Raw genomic sequence first — 14,595 nt, 5'->3', positions numbered from 1 at the left:
CGAGCCGGGAGGAAGTGCGATGCGTCGGATACTGGTGGCGGTGGACAGCACCGAGGTGGCGCGCGAGGCGACGCGCGTGGCCCTGGAACTGGGCGGACGCGTGGGGGCCCACGTGACGCTGGTGCACGTGCTGCCAGCCTCGGTCGCCGAGGGCGAGACGGCGGACTTCGCCGCCTTCGAGCGTGCCTGCGAGGACTACGCACGCGGGCTGCTGGAGGAGTTGCGCCAGCACACCGGCCGCAGCGGTCCGCCCACCAGCATCGCGGTGCTGCACGGAGAGCCGGCGGCGGCCATCTCGAAGGCGGCCGAGGCGGAGGACGTGAACCTGGTCATCGTGGGCACGCGGACGCGTGGGGCGCTCGCGCGCACGCTGCTGGGGAGCGTGGCGGACACGCTGCTGCGCGCCTGTCCCAAGCCGGTGATGGTGGTGCCCGAGTCGGGCCGCAAGGTGCGCACCCGCCAGGAGGACGCGGAGCGGGACCTCGTCGACGCCCTCGCCTTCACCAAACAAGGCGGAGCCCCGGGATGAACGGCCCACCCCGGCCCGCCGCCCGGGAGACAAACGTCCCCGTTTCCCCTCCCCCGCCCCGCCCCGCGAACACCGTCCTGGGACTGAGCGGGGCCGAGGCCGCGCGGCGCCTGGCCGAGCATGGGCGGAATGAAATCCAGCGTGAGCGGACGCGCGCGCCGTGGGGCGTGCTGGGGGAGCAGTTCCGCTCGCCGATGATCGCCCTGCTGCTGGGGGCGTGTGGGGTGTCGGCGCTGCTGGGGGAGCACGCGGACGCCATCGCCATTGGCGCCATCGTGGTGCTCAACGCGCTCATCGGCTTCCTGCAGGAGTTCAAGGCCGAGCAGGCGCTGCTGGCCCTGCGCTCGATGACGGCGCCGCGGGCGCGGGTGATGCGGGATGGCTACGCGGTGCAGCTCCCCTCGGCGGAGGTGGTGCCCGGGGACGTGCTGCTGCTCGAGGCCGGAGACGTGGTGGCCGCGGACGCGCACCTGCTGGAGGCGCACGCCCTGGCCACCAACGAGGCGGCGCTGACGGGCGAGAGCGCGCCGGTGGACAAGGCGGCGCGGGCGGTGGCCGCGGACGCACCGCTGGCACAGCGCACGGACACGGTGTTCCTGGGCACGGCGGTGACGCGGGGCACGGGGCTGGCCGAGGTGAAGGCCACCGGCATGGGCACGGAGCTGGGGAAGATCGCCCACCTGCTGGCCTCGACGGGAGACACGCAGACACCGCTGGAGCAGCGGCTGGCGCGGGTGACGCGGACGTTGCTGCTGGCGTGCCTGGGCATCGTGGTGCTGGTGGCGGCGCTGGGCCTGTGGCGGGGTACCGGGTGGATGACGGTGCTGCTCTCCTCCATCTCGCTGGCGGTGGCGGCGGTGCCCGAGGGCCTGCCCGCGGTGGTGACGATCGCCCTGGCGCTGGGGGTGCGGCGCATGGCGGCGAGACACGCGCTGGTGCGTCGGCTGCAGGCGGTGGAGACGCTGGGCTCGGCGACGGTGGTGTGCACGGACAAGACGGGCACGCTCACCACGGGCACCATGGAGGTGCGCGAGGTGTGGGGCGACGACTCCCACGCCATCCTCCTCGCCTCGGCGGCGTGCTGTGACGCCTCGCTGGGGCCGGACGGGAAGGAGGGCACGGGAGACCCGACGGAGCTGGCGCTGTTGCGCGCGGCGCTGACGCGGGGCATCCGCCGCGAGGACCTCGAGCAGGACAAGCCGCGCGTGGCGGTGCGGCCCTTCGACTCGGAGACGAAGCGCATGTCCATCCTCCGGGCGGACGGGGTGCTCTACGTGAAGGGCGCGCTGGAGGTGCTGATGCCCCGGTGCCGCACGGCCACGCTGAGTGCCGCCCGGGCGGCCCATGAGCTGGCGAGCCGGGGCCTGCGGGTGCTGGCGATCGCCCGGGGCGAGGGGCCCGAGGAGGAGAACCTGGAGCTGCTGGGGCTGGTGGGCATGGCGGACCCGCCGAGGCCCGAGGCGGTGGCGGCGGTGGCGGCGGCGCGCGCCGCGGGGGTGCGCACGGTGATGATCACCGGCGACAGCCAGGAGACGGCCCAGGCCATCGGCCGCGAGCTGGGAATCCTGCTGCCGGGGGAGGACCCGGCGGAGCGCATCCACGCGCGGGCGACGGCGGAGGACAAGCTGCGCATCGTCCGGCGCTGGAAGGAGCGGGGCGAGGTGGTGGCGATGACGGGGGACGGGGTGAACGACGCGCCGGCGCTGCGCGAGGCGCACATCGGCATCGCCATGGGGCGCACGGGCACGGAGGTGACGCGCGAGGCGGCGGACCTGGTGCTCACCGACGACAACTTCGCCACCATCATCACGGCCATCCGCGAGGGCCGTGCCATCTACGAGAACATCCGCAAGACACTGGTGTACCTGCTGGTGGGCAACGTGGGCGAGCTGACGCTGATGCTGGCGGCCTCGCTGGTGGGCCTGCCGCTGCCGCTGGTGCCGCTGCAGCTCTTGTGGATCAACCTCGTGACGGACAGCCTGCCCGCGCTCGCGCTGGTGATGGATCCGGCTCGCTCGGAGCTGCTGGCGCGCCCGCCCCGGCGTCCGGACGAGCCGCTGCTGGGCGCGGCACAGTGGCGCTACATCCTGCTGGTGGGGGCGCTGGAGGCGCTGATGGTGCTGGGGGTGTTCATCTGGGCGGACCCGGCCCACGACGAGGAGCGGGCGAGGGCGCTGGCCTTCTCCACGCTGGTGTTCGCCGAGCTGCTGAGGGCCTTCGCCGCGCGCAGCACCACGCGCCTCTTCTGGGAGGTGGGGCCGTTCACCAACCGGCTGCTGCTGGGCATCGTGCTCTTCTCGGTGGGGCTGCAGTGGGTGCTCTACGAGGTGCCGGCGGCGCGGGAGCTGTTCGGACTGGGAGCGCTGCGCCCGTGGGAGCTGGGGCTGGCGTTCGCGCTGGGCTTCATTCCGGTGACGGTGCTGGAGGTGGCGAAGCTGGTGCGCTGAGCCCGCGGCCTTCCAGCGGCGGCCGGAGTCAGTGCACGATGTCTGCCGGGCTCGGGGTGACGTCCCCGGGCAGGACCGGCTGGACGGCGGCGCGGGCGCGGGGCAGCCGGACGCGGAAGGTGGAGCCCACGCCGGGACGGCTCTCCACCTCGACGCGGCCGCCGTGGGCCTCGACGATGCGCCGGGCCACCGACAGGCCGAGCCCCACGCCCGGGGCCTTGTCGCGGGCCCGCCCCGTGCGCCGGAAGGGCGCGAAGAGGGTGCGCAGCTCCTCGTTGGAGATGCCGATGCCCCGGTCCACCACGCTCAGCACCGCTTCCTCGCCCTCGCGCTCCACGAGGACGTCCACGCGGCTGCCGCCCTGCGAGTACTTCAGCGCGTTGCTCACCAGGTTGTGCAGCACCTGCTCCACGCGCATGGCGTCGCAGCTCAGGAGCACGGGCTCCTCGGGGAGGTGGAGCCTCAAGTCATGCGAGGAGCCCCCGGCCAGGTACAGCTCCACCACGGAGGCGGCCAGCTCGCGGACATCGCGCTCCTCGAGGCTCAGCTCGAAACGGCCGGCCTCGATGCGGGTGGCGTCGAGCAGGTCTCCCACCATCCGGTCCAACCGGGCCACCTGACGGCGCACGAGGGCCATCGTCTTCTGCATGCGCTCCTCGGGGATGGGCCGGCCGGAGGTGACGAGGGCGGCGGACATCTTCAGCGCGGAGAGGGGATTGCGCAGATCATGCGCCACCCCGGCGAGGAAGGTGAGCTGCTCGTCCTGCTGGCGCGCCAGGGAGTTGGCCATCTCGTTGAAGGTGCGGGCCATGTCGCGCAGCTCGGCGGGGCCCACCTCGGGGGCGCGGGTGCGCTTGCGGCCGGCACCGAAGCGGCGCATGGCGCGGCTCATGTCGAGCAGGGGCCGGAAGACGGAGCGGCGCAGCCACCACAGGAGCGCGCCCCCGCCCAGCACCAGCAAGGCGGCCGCGCAGATGCCGACGACGTTGGAGATCTGATCCCACCCGTCCGCCTGGGCCTGGATGGTCCGGGCCTCGTTGACATTGAAGCTGACGAGTTGATCCAACGCGGTGAGCGCGGCCTCCAGCCGGGGGCCGAGTTCCCGGGCCGCCTGCTCGGGGGGCAGGTGGGCGACGCGCTCCCGGGCGAGGAGGTAGCCGGAGATGGTGCGCTCGGCCTCGTCGAGGAGCTCCTGCTCCTGGGGCGACCCGGCGTTGCGCCGGGCCTCGGTGAGGTGGAGCCGGAGGCCGGCCTCGACGGTCTCGAAGGCCCGGGGAGAGCCGGCGGGGATGAGCAGGAGCGAATCCGAGAGCCGGTAGAGGGTGAGCAGATCCACCTGGAGGGCCTCGGCCAGGCGGACCCCCTCCACGGCGCCGCCCATGCTCTCGGTGGTGCGATGGAGGTAGGTCGTCAGGAGGATGAGCGAGGCGGCGCCAGCCAGGGCGAGCCCCGCGAGCATGGCGACGAACGCGGTCATGACCCGCCGGAGGCTCATGGCGCCTCCGGGCGCAGGGAGCGGCCGCGAGACAGGACGTGGCAGGTGCAACGAGGGTCCACGCGATTCCTCCGGAAGAGACGGAGGACGCCGGTACGCCGGTGCCCTCCCCTCTCAGCAACACGAAGATGTGTCCGGAAGAAGCCGGTCCCCCATGCCCGGTTGGAGGGGGAGCGGGGCGTCAGGCGCCGAAACCGCCGAGGGCGGTGCGGCTGAAGCTGGCGGCGCCCTGGCTGACGCGGACGGCGGACTGGCTGAAGACCTGGAAGGCCTTGCGGATGTCCTGGGCGCTCTGGCCGGGGGTGAGGATCCACTTGTCCTCGATGCCCATCTCGCGGAAGACCTTGCGGAAGTTGGTGCTGCCGTCGTCGATGCCCATGGCGGCGACGATGTGGTTCTCGGCGCGGCGCAGGTCGTTCACGAGCGCGGCGACCTCGCGGGCGCGGGAGGTCTGCGAGTGGCAGTCGGCCCCATCGGTGATGAGGAGGGTGACGGTGCGGGCGGAGACGCCGTTGCGGGTGAACTCCTGGGCCTTGGCGAGCACGGTGCCGAGCAGGACGACGGCCTGGTCATAGAGGGGCGTGCCCTTGTCGGCGTCGTAGTTCTTGGAGTGCATGCGGACGACGTCCTCGAGGGGCCGGAAGGGATTGAGGACGAAGCCATTGAGGTAGCGGGTGTGGAAGAGGATGCCGTCCTTCTGTTGCGAGGAGAGGAGGGCATCGAGGACGAGGTTGTGACCATCGCAGACGGTGCGGGCATGGCCCGAGTGCTGGATGGAGCCGGAGTCATCGGGCATGACGGTGACGAGGACGACCTCGGAGGCCTGGACGTCATCGACGCTGATGCCGAGGCCGGCCTGGATTTGGGCGCCGAGGTCCACGACGGTGAGGGCCTGAAGGGCCTGGGGGCTGAGAACCCCCTCGGCGTGAGCGGCCTGAAAGAGCTGAGAGACATTGGCGCTGGAGCTGTTGCCATTGCTGGACTGAGAACTCATCTGAGCCTCCACTCCCTCTCCCATCGGGAGAGGGTCGGGGTGAGGGTGTCGAGGAACCGTGCTGACTACGAGATCCGGAGATCCGGCCACGAAGCGAGCGGATCCGTGGACTTCACGAGGTGCATCCCAGCATCGGCGAAGCGCTTGAGGGCCGACTCGGCCTGGGGAGTGAAGTCCGCGGCGAAGCCGCCCTTGCCATCGGGGACGGTGACAGCGGACATGCAGTCGGTGAGCAGGTACACCTTGCGAGCGAGCGCGGCGTCCTGGGCGAGGATCTCCCCGAGCAGGTCATCAATGGAACTCTTCACGCAGTGGCTGGCGGCCTGGCCGGCGATGACGACGGCATCGGCGGTGAGGAGGGTCTTCAAGAACTGGGTATTGCGCTGGGCGAGCGGCTGGCCGTCGTGGCGCGAGAGGACCTCGGGCCGGAGGACGGAGTAGTTCTCGGTGAGGGGATTGCCGCCCTTCACCTCGGCCCAGGACTGGGCGCCGCGGGCGAACGAGTGGAAGAGCCGAGCCTCCTGGACGACCCCGGCGATCGCATGCCCATCGCCGCCGAGGAGGCAGTGAGGGGGCCAGAGGTAGAGGGTGTACTTCCCGGCGCGCTCGAGCTCCTCGCAGTAGTACTTCACCTGCTTGAGGAGCCAGGGGTAGTTGCCGCCGCAGAGCCATTTGGCCATGGCGGGATTGGGGCGGACCTGGCCGCGCTCGATCTGCTCGCGGGTGATTTCGCGGTAGGGGGTGAGGGGCTGGTCATCCTGGTCGACCCAGAAGGACGGGAAGAAGATCTGGTAGGCGAAGTGGGTATCGAGCGTGGTGGTGACGTTCGTGAGGGCGCCGAGGTTCTTGTAGATGAACTCGGAGATGCGGCGGCTGTCGTCGATGGCGCCGCGGCCGCTGCGCCCGGCGACGTAGAGGGAGCCCTCGGGGAAGCAGAAGTCCTTCTGGACGTCGATGAGGAGCAGGTGGAGGTTGAAGGAATCCGTGGCGGAAGCCGAGAGGCCATGGGCGCCGCGCCAGGTCTGGGCCTCGGCCTGGAGGGCCATGGCGTTGGGTCCGTAGCCGTAAGCGGCGGCGTTGGCGGACTTGTAGAACGACGGAAGCGGCAACTCCTTCAGCTTCGACTGCGTCTTCATGTGCATCCCCCTTCGTGTTCCGACAACACCAACATAGTGTCCTAGTGACACCATGTCAAGGCAAGGTGGTCCGGTTCAGGAGTGGCGCCCGGGTACGGCGAGGTGTCAGGTGCTGCGCGAACCCGGGCCGGCACGAGGACACGGAGGCCCCTGCCGGAACGGAGCGCGAGCAACTGGTCCGACCATCGGACCAGTCGGAGGCCCACGCGGCCGGGAGGCAGACCGGCTTCAGGAAGCAGGAGAAGCCCGCCGGGCACGCACTTCACAAAGTTGTCCAACAGTTGGACAAGTTCGTGAAGCGCGTGCCCGGGACTCGGCCTCCAGGCATCCTGCCCTCCACACGCGAGGGGACCGCCCCGTCTCCCTCGCCGCCCTGGGGGGTTCATGCCGGAGCTGCGTGACGCAGGCCGTTCGACTCTCTCGCTCCTCTTCCGATCGCCGCTCGGCATCTCCGTTCTGTGCCCCCTGAGCCTGGCGGCGACGGGCCTTTTCCTGGGCGTCCTCTGGGAGCCGAACCGGGTGCGGCTCTGGCACCTGCTCATGGGAGTCCAGACCGCGCTTTGGGTGGTCTCCGTGTTCGTCGTCCTCGATGACTACAGGAGCCACCGCCTGGACCGGCCGGGCAGCAGGAGCGAGTGGACGGCGGTGGTGCTCTGTACGCTCCTCGCCGGGGGAATGAGCGCATTCCCCTTCCTGGGCCAGATCATCACCCAGCAATGGGAGACCCTGCCGGTGGAGCTGGAGGCGATGCTCCAGTTGCCGCACTTGCGCGCGAGGTTCTCCATCCTGGGCCTGCTCTCGGCGGCTTTCGCGACGTTGCACACCGCCGGCATGTTGAACGAGCACGTCCAACTGCTCGCCTCCCCGCGGGAGCCGGCCGCGCGGAGAGGAGGGCCCAAGGCGGCGGGCGTCGATGACGAGGTGCTGCGCTATCAACGGCTCCGGTCGCGCCTGGAACGCTTCCTCGTCTTCTCCGCCGCCACCATCGGGACGGCGACCCTGAGCTTCGGCGCGTTCCGCGACCTGCTCACCGAGTTCGCCCCCTCGCTGGGCGAGGTCATGGATCCGTAGCGCATCATGAGCTACGGCGTCTACTACACGGGGATTCTCGCCAGCGTGTACCTGCCCACGCGCAAGACGCTGACAGCGGTGGGCGAGGCGCTCGCGGCCCGGCTCGTGCCGTCGTCCCCCGCCGAGGGCACGAGTTGGAAGGACTGGTCCCTGGAGCAAGAGGCCGTCCGCACCTGGCTCGGCCTGCGGAGCACCGCGCTCCAGGACTTCCAGCAGGCACTCTCCGTGCTGGCTCCCCTGCTCGCGAGCCTCTCCGCCCTGGCGCTCGGCGCTGGAGGGTGAGCGAGGCGGTGACTCAGGTCATGCGCAGGGCGGTGATGTCCTGGCGGCGGACGACGGTGAGCCCGGGCGGGATGGTTGAACGGCTGGCGACCAGCCGCGAACAAGCTCCCACCCAAGGGTGGCTGGTGGTAGCTTGCCCACATGTCCCGTCGTGAGTTGTGGCAGGAGCTGTACCAACGATTCGATCCAGAGCGCCCAGCGGACAGCCGGTGGCGTGCCGACCGGCCGCACAGCCCGGCCAAACGAATCATTGAGTCGCTGGACATGCCTTTTGGAGACCCGCGCATCCTCCTCACGGGAACCGTAGGGACGGGCAAGACAACGGAGCTGCTGCGGGTCGCGGAGATGCGCAAGGACAGGGAGTTGGTGGTCTTCCTCGACCTGGCCCGCCACTTCACGGAAGTCGTCCGAGACCCCGCTGCGCTCGACCGCATCAGTTCCTGGGAGGTCTGCTTCCTCGCGGGCGTGGCGCTGATCGCCACCGCCCAGCAGAGGCTTGGCTACGAATTTCCCCCTCAATACATCGAGGAACTCAAGGGAGCTTGGAACGCGCTCGCCCGAGAGACGGAGACTCCACCAGCCCAGCTCGATATTGGAGCATTGGCGAAGGCGACCATGGGCGTCATGGCCACGACGGTTCCCGCCCTTGTCGAAGGAGCAACTGGCACAGGGGTCGCCACGGGATTCGCGCTCAGCGGAGCCGTCGCGGGAGCCGTCAGCAAGTGGATGGCCCCCTTGGGCCTCAGCAAGCAATTCCTGCCCGATCAGAACAGTCACGTGCAGACGCTGCTCGCCTCCGTCAACGTGCTCGTCGGTCAGATCCAGCACGAGCACCGCAGGGTACTCTTCGTCATCGACGGTCTCGACCGGATCCGAGACATCGACCGGGCGAAGGCGCTCTTCGTCGACTCGCAGCTCATCGCGCAGCTCGCATGTCCGGTCGTCGTCTGCGCCCCGTTTGCCCTCCGGCACCATCCCTCGACAGCGACCGTGCGCGGCTTCGAGCCGCTCGCCTTGGTGAATGAACCCGTGCTTATGCACGCGGATCCCACCCGGCACGGCGAGGGAGTGCACTTCTTCTGCGAACTGTTTGAACGAAGAACGGCCGATTTGAACGCCCAGATGCTCATCGCCCGTCCCCTCCTCGAGGAGCTGGCCTATCGCTCGGGTGGCCGTGCTCGTGACTTCGTGAAGTTCATCCGGGAACTCTCCAAGGATGCCTGGCTGGCCGATGCGTCGGTGGCTACAGAAGAATCCATCCGGAAGGTTCTGGATGATCAGCGTCGGCTCCGAGAGACCGGACTGAACAAGGGGCACATCGAGCTGCTAGAGGAGATCGCGAACGACCCGGAGCACCGCCTGCCGGCGAATCCGCTCGCACAGGAGCTGCTCAGCTACCAGACACTGCTGCCCTACCCCAACGAGTCCGAATGGTATTACCCCCATCCACTGCTCACGATGCACCTCGTCCGGGTGAAGCCGCCTGGCTCGAGCCCCTGAAGCTCGCGCTCGGGCTGTCGCGCTCGGGGCTGTTGCTGCTGGTGGACCATGCGCGCCCCGAGCTGCTCGGGGAGCTCGTCCGAGCACTGCTACCGGAGCACCCGGAACTGGAGGTGCACACCGAGGTGCAGCGAATGCTCGAGGTGCCTCACGGGTCCACGCTGGTCCTCGTGCCACGAGCGGAGGATGCCGACTGGCTCAACATCAACCGCCCAGTCTTCGCCCAGCGCGAGCTGCGCGTGGTGCTCTTCTGCGACACGGAGACGACGGTCGCGCTCGCTCGGCGGGCGGTTGATTTCTTCGACTGGATCTCCCACCGGGTGGAGTGCCCGAGCGGCACGCCCCGGTTCGCGATCGCTGGCATCCGCTGTGCGCTCGCGGCCCGGGCTCCGGGCATCGTGTGGCAGGGCGGTGACCTGGAAGCAACCTTCGCCGCCGCTCGCCCGCGTGGCAAACTGCACAAGGTCAGCGCCGCTCGCCCCTATGCGGAGATGCTCGCGGAAGTGACGGAGCACCGGCGAGCCTGGATTGCGTGGACCGACATCGACAGCCATTTCCGGCTCCGGCGTGTCCGATGGGCACTCGCGGAGACTGGGCACCGGACACGCACCTTCCTGGTCGAACCGGCTGTCAGCTCACCAGGATGGTGGCCGGTCCATGCCCGCCCCCAGGACGTGCGGGAAGCACGAGCACTCCTGGAGAAGGCAGGAGCCTCCTCTCCCGGGTGCGTCGCCGCCCTCAACGAGCTCGAGCCAGAAGCACTCACGTACCTGCAGTCATTGCTGGAGCACGGCCTCGACGCGCCCACCCTCGAAGCTGGGCTCATGGCCGTGAACTCGCCTGAAGGAGAACCTGATCCGTCTCTCCAGGGACTTGGCCGACAGTTCGCCCGAAGCATCCTGCGGGGCGAGGCACCGCCTCCTATCATGCGGGCATTCAAGCCGGAGCACCTCCGCCAGCTTTGCCGCACTGAGCTCGCAGCCATTACCGAGCGCCTGCAAGAAGATGAACAGGTGGAGTTCAAAGACCTCTCTAGCTGGACAGCATGGACAACAAAACCTGGTCCAGACCTGTCCCCCTGGAGCTTGGAGCTCGCCATCGAGATGCTTCTCCGGGACCACACATCCACGCCCGTTCGATGGACTGCATTGGCACTATGGGCCATCAGGGCAGGCGCGCTGGACGCAGCCGATGTCTGGGCCCAACGTGCCGAGGCAGAGGGGACTCCCAATGCGCACCTTGTTTTGGCCAGTGTGAAATATGCGCAGGGGCGCCTTGATGAAGCCGAGTCGCTCATCCACGCTCACCTCCCGGACAAAGAGACGTCACTTGCTGCAGAGCATCCGCTCTACCACTCGGCTTCACTCATCCAGGCGGGCGTGCTCCTGAAACGAGGTAAGCCCAAGGAGGCAGAGGCGCTACTGAGGCAGGCGCGCTCCATCACCTCGCGCACACCGGAAGGCCACAATCCATTTCATGGGGCCATGGTCTACAAACTCGCTCAAACTCTTTCCGCCCAAGGTAAGCACAGCGAAGCAGAGACCCTCCTGCGACAGGCGCTTTCCTCCGCGGAGATCGAACAGGGAGCCGTTCCCAGCCTCCACGGGGGCTCTCTCCATGAGTTGGCCAGAGCCCTGGCAGCCCAGAGGAAGTACAGCGAGGCGGAGACCGTGCTGCGGCAAGCGCTCTCAGTCATGGAGCGTACAATGGGGGCAACGCATCCCTTGTACGTGAATTCACTCCACGATCTGGCCACGCACCTCCTCCACCAGGGAAGGCATGCGGAAGCCGAGGCTCTGTTTCAACAAGCACTCCCGCTCATAGCTCGCACGCTGGGCACCGAACACCCCGCCTATGAGGCATCGCTGTCTGGACTGTCTACCTCGCTTCAGAACCTGGGACGGTACGAAGAGGCAGAAGCCAGACGTCGACAGGCGCTCGCCATCGCGGAGCGCACTGTGGGCACCGAGCACCCGACCTACGCATCATCGCTTCACGAGCTGGCATCCCTCCTCCAGACTCAAGGCAGATATGCCGAGGCAGAGGCTTTATTCCGGCAGGCCCTCTCCATCAAAGAACGAGTCCTGGGCTCCGGACATCCCAACCTCTGCCCGACGCTCGCAAATCTTGGTTTGGTCCTCGCCCAACAAAACCGGCATGCCGAGGGCGAGCCGCTCTTCTCACGGGCGCTGGAGCTTTCACGAGAGGCCTACGGTTCGAGTCATCCCGGCACGGCAACAATCTTGACCATGCTGGCGAAAAGCCAGGATGACTCTGGCAACCGCAAAGCTCCGGAAACAGCACGCAAAGCATTGGAGGCACTCGCGCAGGCCTTTGGACCGGAGCATCCCCTGCAGAGAGCCAAACCCACACTGGAGGCCATCCTCGCCAAGGCACCTCAGTCGCTAAAGGCCGATGAGCAGTAGCGCCCCAAGCCTTCGAGACTCACGTCATCCGCAGAGCGGTGATGTCCTGGCGGCGGACGACGGTGAGCCCGTGCCGCGTGAGGAAGAGGCGGCTGTCGGCGTCGACGAAGGGCTCGGTATCGGGGAACTCGCGAACCACTTCGAGCCGCCCCTGGCGCAGCTCCACGCGGACGAGCCCCGCGTCGGTGGCAGCGAACAGGACTTCCCCCGAGGCGCACTTGCCCCTCAGCGAGCCGAGCCACGAGCCATCCCCCGCCTCGCCCTTCGCACTGGCCTTCACGGCACCATCCGCACCCAGCACGACGCAGTGATTCACCGTCCGGCCGCCGGTCTCCTCGGCCAGGAAGAGCCAGCAGTGGGAGCCCTCGAACACGGCCTCCGCGTCCACCAGCCTGCCCGAGGGCCACGGCAGCGCCAGGCCATCCCGGAGGCCCGGCCGCTCGGCGTCGAAGACGAAGGCGCCGCGCAGCGAGCCCGCGCGGTGGAAGCCGAGCCCGAAGCGCGGCCCCATGAAGAGGCGCGTCTGTCCGTCGAGCACCTCGCCCAGCCGCTCGGGACCGAACGCCCCATCGCGCCACAGGGCACCGGCATGGGCCCAGTAACGGTGGCGCGCATTGGCCGCGAAGGCCGGGCGCTGCTCGGGCGCATCCACCCCCAGCCGCTCGGGACGCTGGCCCGGGGCGAGCACGGCGAATTCCCCGCCCTTCCCCACCAGCGTGACGGCCCCCTGCATCGCCCAGTGCAGCGAGGGATCCAACCCGCCCTGGAGCACGGACGCGCCCTCCTCGCGCCGGTAGGCCCCGTCCGCGTGGAAGAGCCAGCGCAGCGTCCCATCCTCGACGCAGGCGTGGAGGATGACGCCTTCCGTGGTGAAGCGCCGGGTGGCGACCACCTGGCCGCGCACGGTGGTGAGGGGCGTGGTCGCCAACGGCGCGCTCGGGCGGCACGTGGGACACGAGGCTCGCGCGTGCTCCACGCCACACGAGGCGCAGACGGTGAAGCGCAGCGAGTCCAGGAGCGGCAGCGGAAACGGCCCGCGAGCGTCCTCGACGAACACCCGGTGGAGACAGTGCAGCAAGTCATCCGGGAGCACGCCGAAGGGCGTCGCGGGCTTGGGATACTGGACGTCCGGGTGGAAGACGGTGAGGCGCTGGAGGACCCGGGCAGTCGGCGTGGCCTTGGGCGTGGGAGGCTTGGGGCGGTGGATGCCGCCATGGGGCCCCACGCACAACAGGCTCTGCATCAACGCGACGGCGAAGGCATACCAGTCGCTGTCCGGGGACGCCGGGCGCGTGGGCATCAGCCCCTGCGCCGAGCCTCCCAGCCGCAACGGATCCAGGAACTTCTCGGTGAAGACGGTGGAGAGGTAGGACCCGAACTGGAAGCTGTCCGCGTCGATGAGCCAGGCGTCGTTGCCGGTGACGAGGATGTTGAGGTCGTTGAAGTCGCCCACCACCACGCCGCTGCCGTGGAGCGCGGAGAGCGTGCGGTGCAGGCCGCGGAAGAGTTCGGCGACGCGGGAGGACGGCACTCCGGCGCGGCGGAAGGACGGATCTCCGAAGCGGCGCAGGGGCTCGGCGCCGTCGAGCTTGCGCATCGCGTAGCCGAGCAGCGTCTTGCCCTTCTTGTCCGTGGCGAGCGTCTCGGGCGACACCACCCGCACGGGGAGGGGCTTCGGAAAGGCCGGCAGCTTGTGCTGGTGCTCGGCGATGCGCGTCCGGGCGGCAGCCTGCTCGTGCGGGAGGTTGTCGTAGTCGGGGTGCTCGGGAGGCTTGAAGAGCTTGAGGACGCGTCCATCTCCGAGGTCGAAGACATCCGCCTCGCCGCCCTTCCCGATTGCCTTCGTCGGATCCAACCGGAGCTTCTTGCCCTCGAGGTAGACGTCCATGGCTCAGGCCCTCTCCTGCCGGCGGCGCAGGACGACGAGGGTGGTGTCATCGGAGAGCAGCCCGGGCACGCGCTCGAGGCGGCGGGCGGGGAAGTCGGCGCGGACGGACTCGCGGTTGAGGAGCGACAGGCGGCGGCGCAGCGCGTCCGGGTTGGAAAAATAGCGCTCCTCGCGCCAGAACTGGGAGAGCGGGCCCACTTCGGCGAGCCCCGCCAGGTCCGACACGCCATCCGTGCCGAGCAGCAGCGAGTCCACCTCGGCGGTGGGGCGGAGGCAGTTCGCCTTGAGGGAGACGGCGCCCGGCTTCAGCAGCCCATAGGCGAGGTACGGCGGTGCGTTGTTGGGAAAGGGCCCGAGCCGGTGCACATCGCCATTGAGGGCCCAGAGCCCATCGCCCGCCGAGAAGACGAGCGTGTGCTCCGGCGTGACGACGGCGCCCACCACGGTGAAGAGGAGCGCCTCGCCGATGGCCCGCTCGCCCAGCTCCCCGGAGAGGGCCTGGAGGAAGCACAGCACGTCCGCGCCCAGTTGCTGGAGGAACCCGGGCGACTCGACGGGCACCTGCCGGCCCAGCAGCGAGAGCGCCCCCTCCACCACCCGCCGGGCCCCGAGCTGCGCGCCCAGCTCGCTCTGCGCGCCACTGCCGCACCCGTCCGTGACGACCGCGGCCAGGCCGTGCTCGCTCGCCCGGGCCCAGAAGGCGTCCTGGTTGTTGCGTCCGGCTCGGGCGTGCTCCCGGCCCAACACGGTGGCGGCAGCGAGCTCGAAGGGCAGCGAGGACATGGCTCTCCTCTCCAGGTGGCCTGGCGGACGTCGTGTTCTACGGA

General features: G+C 69.4%; 11 protein-coding genes. 6 read left to right on the top strand and 5 right to left on the bottom strand.

Translation table 11 applies throughout. The features are described from left to right. Positions 1–19 precede the first annotated feature (19 nt). Both ACN28I_RS32750 and ACN28I_RS32745 read left to right on the top strand, forming a co-directional pair. Complete coding sequence (locus tag ACN28I_RS32750; protein WP_420945834.1) at positions 20–529, top strand: universal stress protein; 510 nt, start codon at positions 20–22, stop codon at positions 527–529. Continuing rightward, a complete protein-coding gene (locus ACN28I_RS32745) occupies positions 526–2,976 on the top strand; it encodes a cation-translocating P-type ATPase (RefSeq protein ID WP_420945833.1) in 2,451 nt (816 codons plus the stop codon). The genes ACN28I_RS32750 and ACN28I_RS32745 overlap by 4 nt, the downstream gene beginning before the upstream one ends. A gap of 28 nt (positions 2,977–3,004) precedes the next feature. On the opposite strand, the gene ACN28I_RS32740 is transcribed toward ACN28I_RS32745, so the two are convergent. From ACN28I_RS32740 to ACN28I_RS32730, 3 genes are all read right to left on the bottom strand, one after another. Next, positions 3,005–4,471 carry a HAMP domain-containing sensor histidine kinase gene (locus ACN28I_RS32740; RefSeq protein ID WP_420945832.1) on the bottom strand — a complete coding sequence of 489 codons (1,467 nt, stop codon included), beginning with the start codon at positions 4,469–4,471 and terminating at the stop codon, positions 3,005–3,007. A 181-nt stretch (positions 4,472–4,652) separates the two neighbouring features. Beyond that, positions 4,653–5,465 carry a hypothetical protein gene (locus tag ACN28I_RS32735; protein WP_420945831.1) on the bottom strand — a complete coding sequence of 271 codons (813 nt, stop codon included), beginning with the start codon at positions 5,463–5,465 and terminating at the stop codon, positions 4,653–4,655. Between the two features lie 65 nt (positions 5,466–5,530). Further along, on the bottom strand, positions 5,531–6,601 hold the full coding sequence (locus ACN28I_RS32730) for a nicotinamidase (RefSeq protein ID WP_420945830.1): 1,071 nt from the start codon (positions 6,599–6,601) through the stop codon (positions 5,531–5,533). 384 nt (positions 6,602–6,985) lie between these two features. Between ACN28I_RS32730 and ACN28I_RS32725 the strand changes: the two genes are divergently transcribed. From ACN28I_RS32725 to ACN28I_RS32710, 4 genes are all read left to right on the top strand, one after another. After that, entirely contained in the window at positions 6,986–7,672 is a 687-nt protein-coding gene (locus tag ACN28I_RS32725) for a hypothetical protein (protein WP_420945829.1), read from the top strand. A 6-nt stretch (positions 7,673–7,678) separates the two neighbouring features. Then, positions 7,679–7,954 (top strand): hypothetical protein, encoded by a 276-nt coding sequence (locus ACN28I_RS32720; RefSeq protein ID WP_420945828.1) that lies wholly within the window; start codon positions 7,679–7,681, stop codon positions 7,952–7,954. A 141-nt stretch (positions 7,955–8,095) separates the two neighbouring features. Further along, a complete protein-coding gene (locus ACN28I_RS32715; protein ID WP_420945827.1) occupies positions 8,096–9,454 on the top strand; it encodes a hypothetical protein in 1,359 nt (452 codons plus the stop codon). Beyond that, positions 9,385–11,880, top strand: coding sequence for a tetratricopeptide repeat protein (locus ACN28I_RS32710; protein ID WP_420945826.1), 2,496 nt, complete (start codon positions 9,385–9,387; stop codon positions 11,878–11,880). The genes ACN28I_RS32715 and ACN28I_RS32710 overlap by 70 nt, the downstream gene beginning before the upstream one ends. Before the next feature lie 19 nt (positions 11,881–11,899). Here the strand turns inward: ACN28I_RS32710 and ACN28I_RS32705 are convergent, their stop codons facing one another. Further along, positions 11,900–13,768 carry a hypothetical protein gene (locus ACN28I_RS32705; protein WP_420945825.1) on the bottom strand — a complete coding sequence of 623 codons (1,869 nt, stop codon included), beginning with the start codon at positions 13,766–13,768 and terminating at the stop codon, positions 11,900–11,902. Between the two features lie 3 nt (positions 13,769–13,771). Beyond that, the gene (locus ACN28I_RS32700) at positions 13,772–14,551 is read right to left on the bottom strand and encodes a protein phosphatase 2C domain-containing protein (RefSeq protein ID WP_420945824.1); all 780 of its coding nucleotides are present in this window, start codon (positions 14,549–14,551) and stop codon (positions 13,772–13,774) included. Between the last annotated feature and the right edge of the window lie 44 nt (positions 14,552–14,595).

Origin of the sequence: Archangium gephyra (genome assembly GCF_049060025.1) — a bacterium.
In the GTDB taxonomy this organism is placed as follows: domain Bacteria; phylum Myxococcota; class Myxococcia; order Myxococcales; family Myxococcaceae; genus Archangium; species Archangium gephyra_A.
The sequence above is the reverse complement of the archived record's forward strand: the minus strand, read 5'-3'. Positions and strand labels throughout refer to the sequence as shown.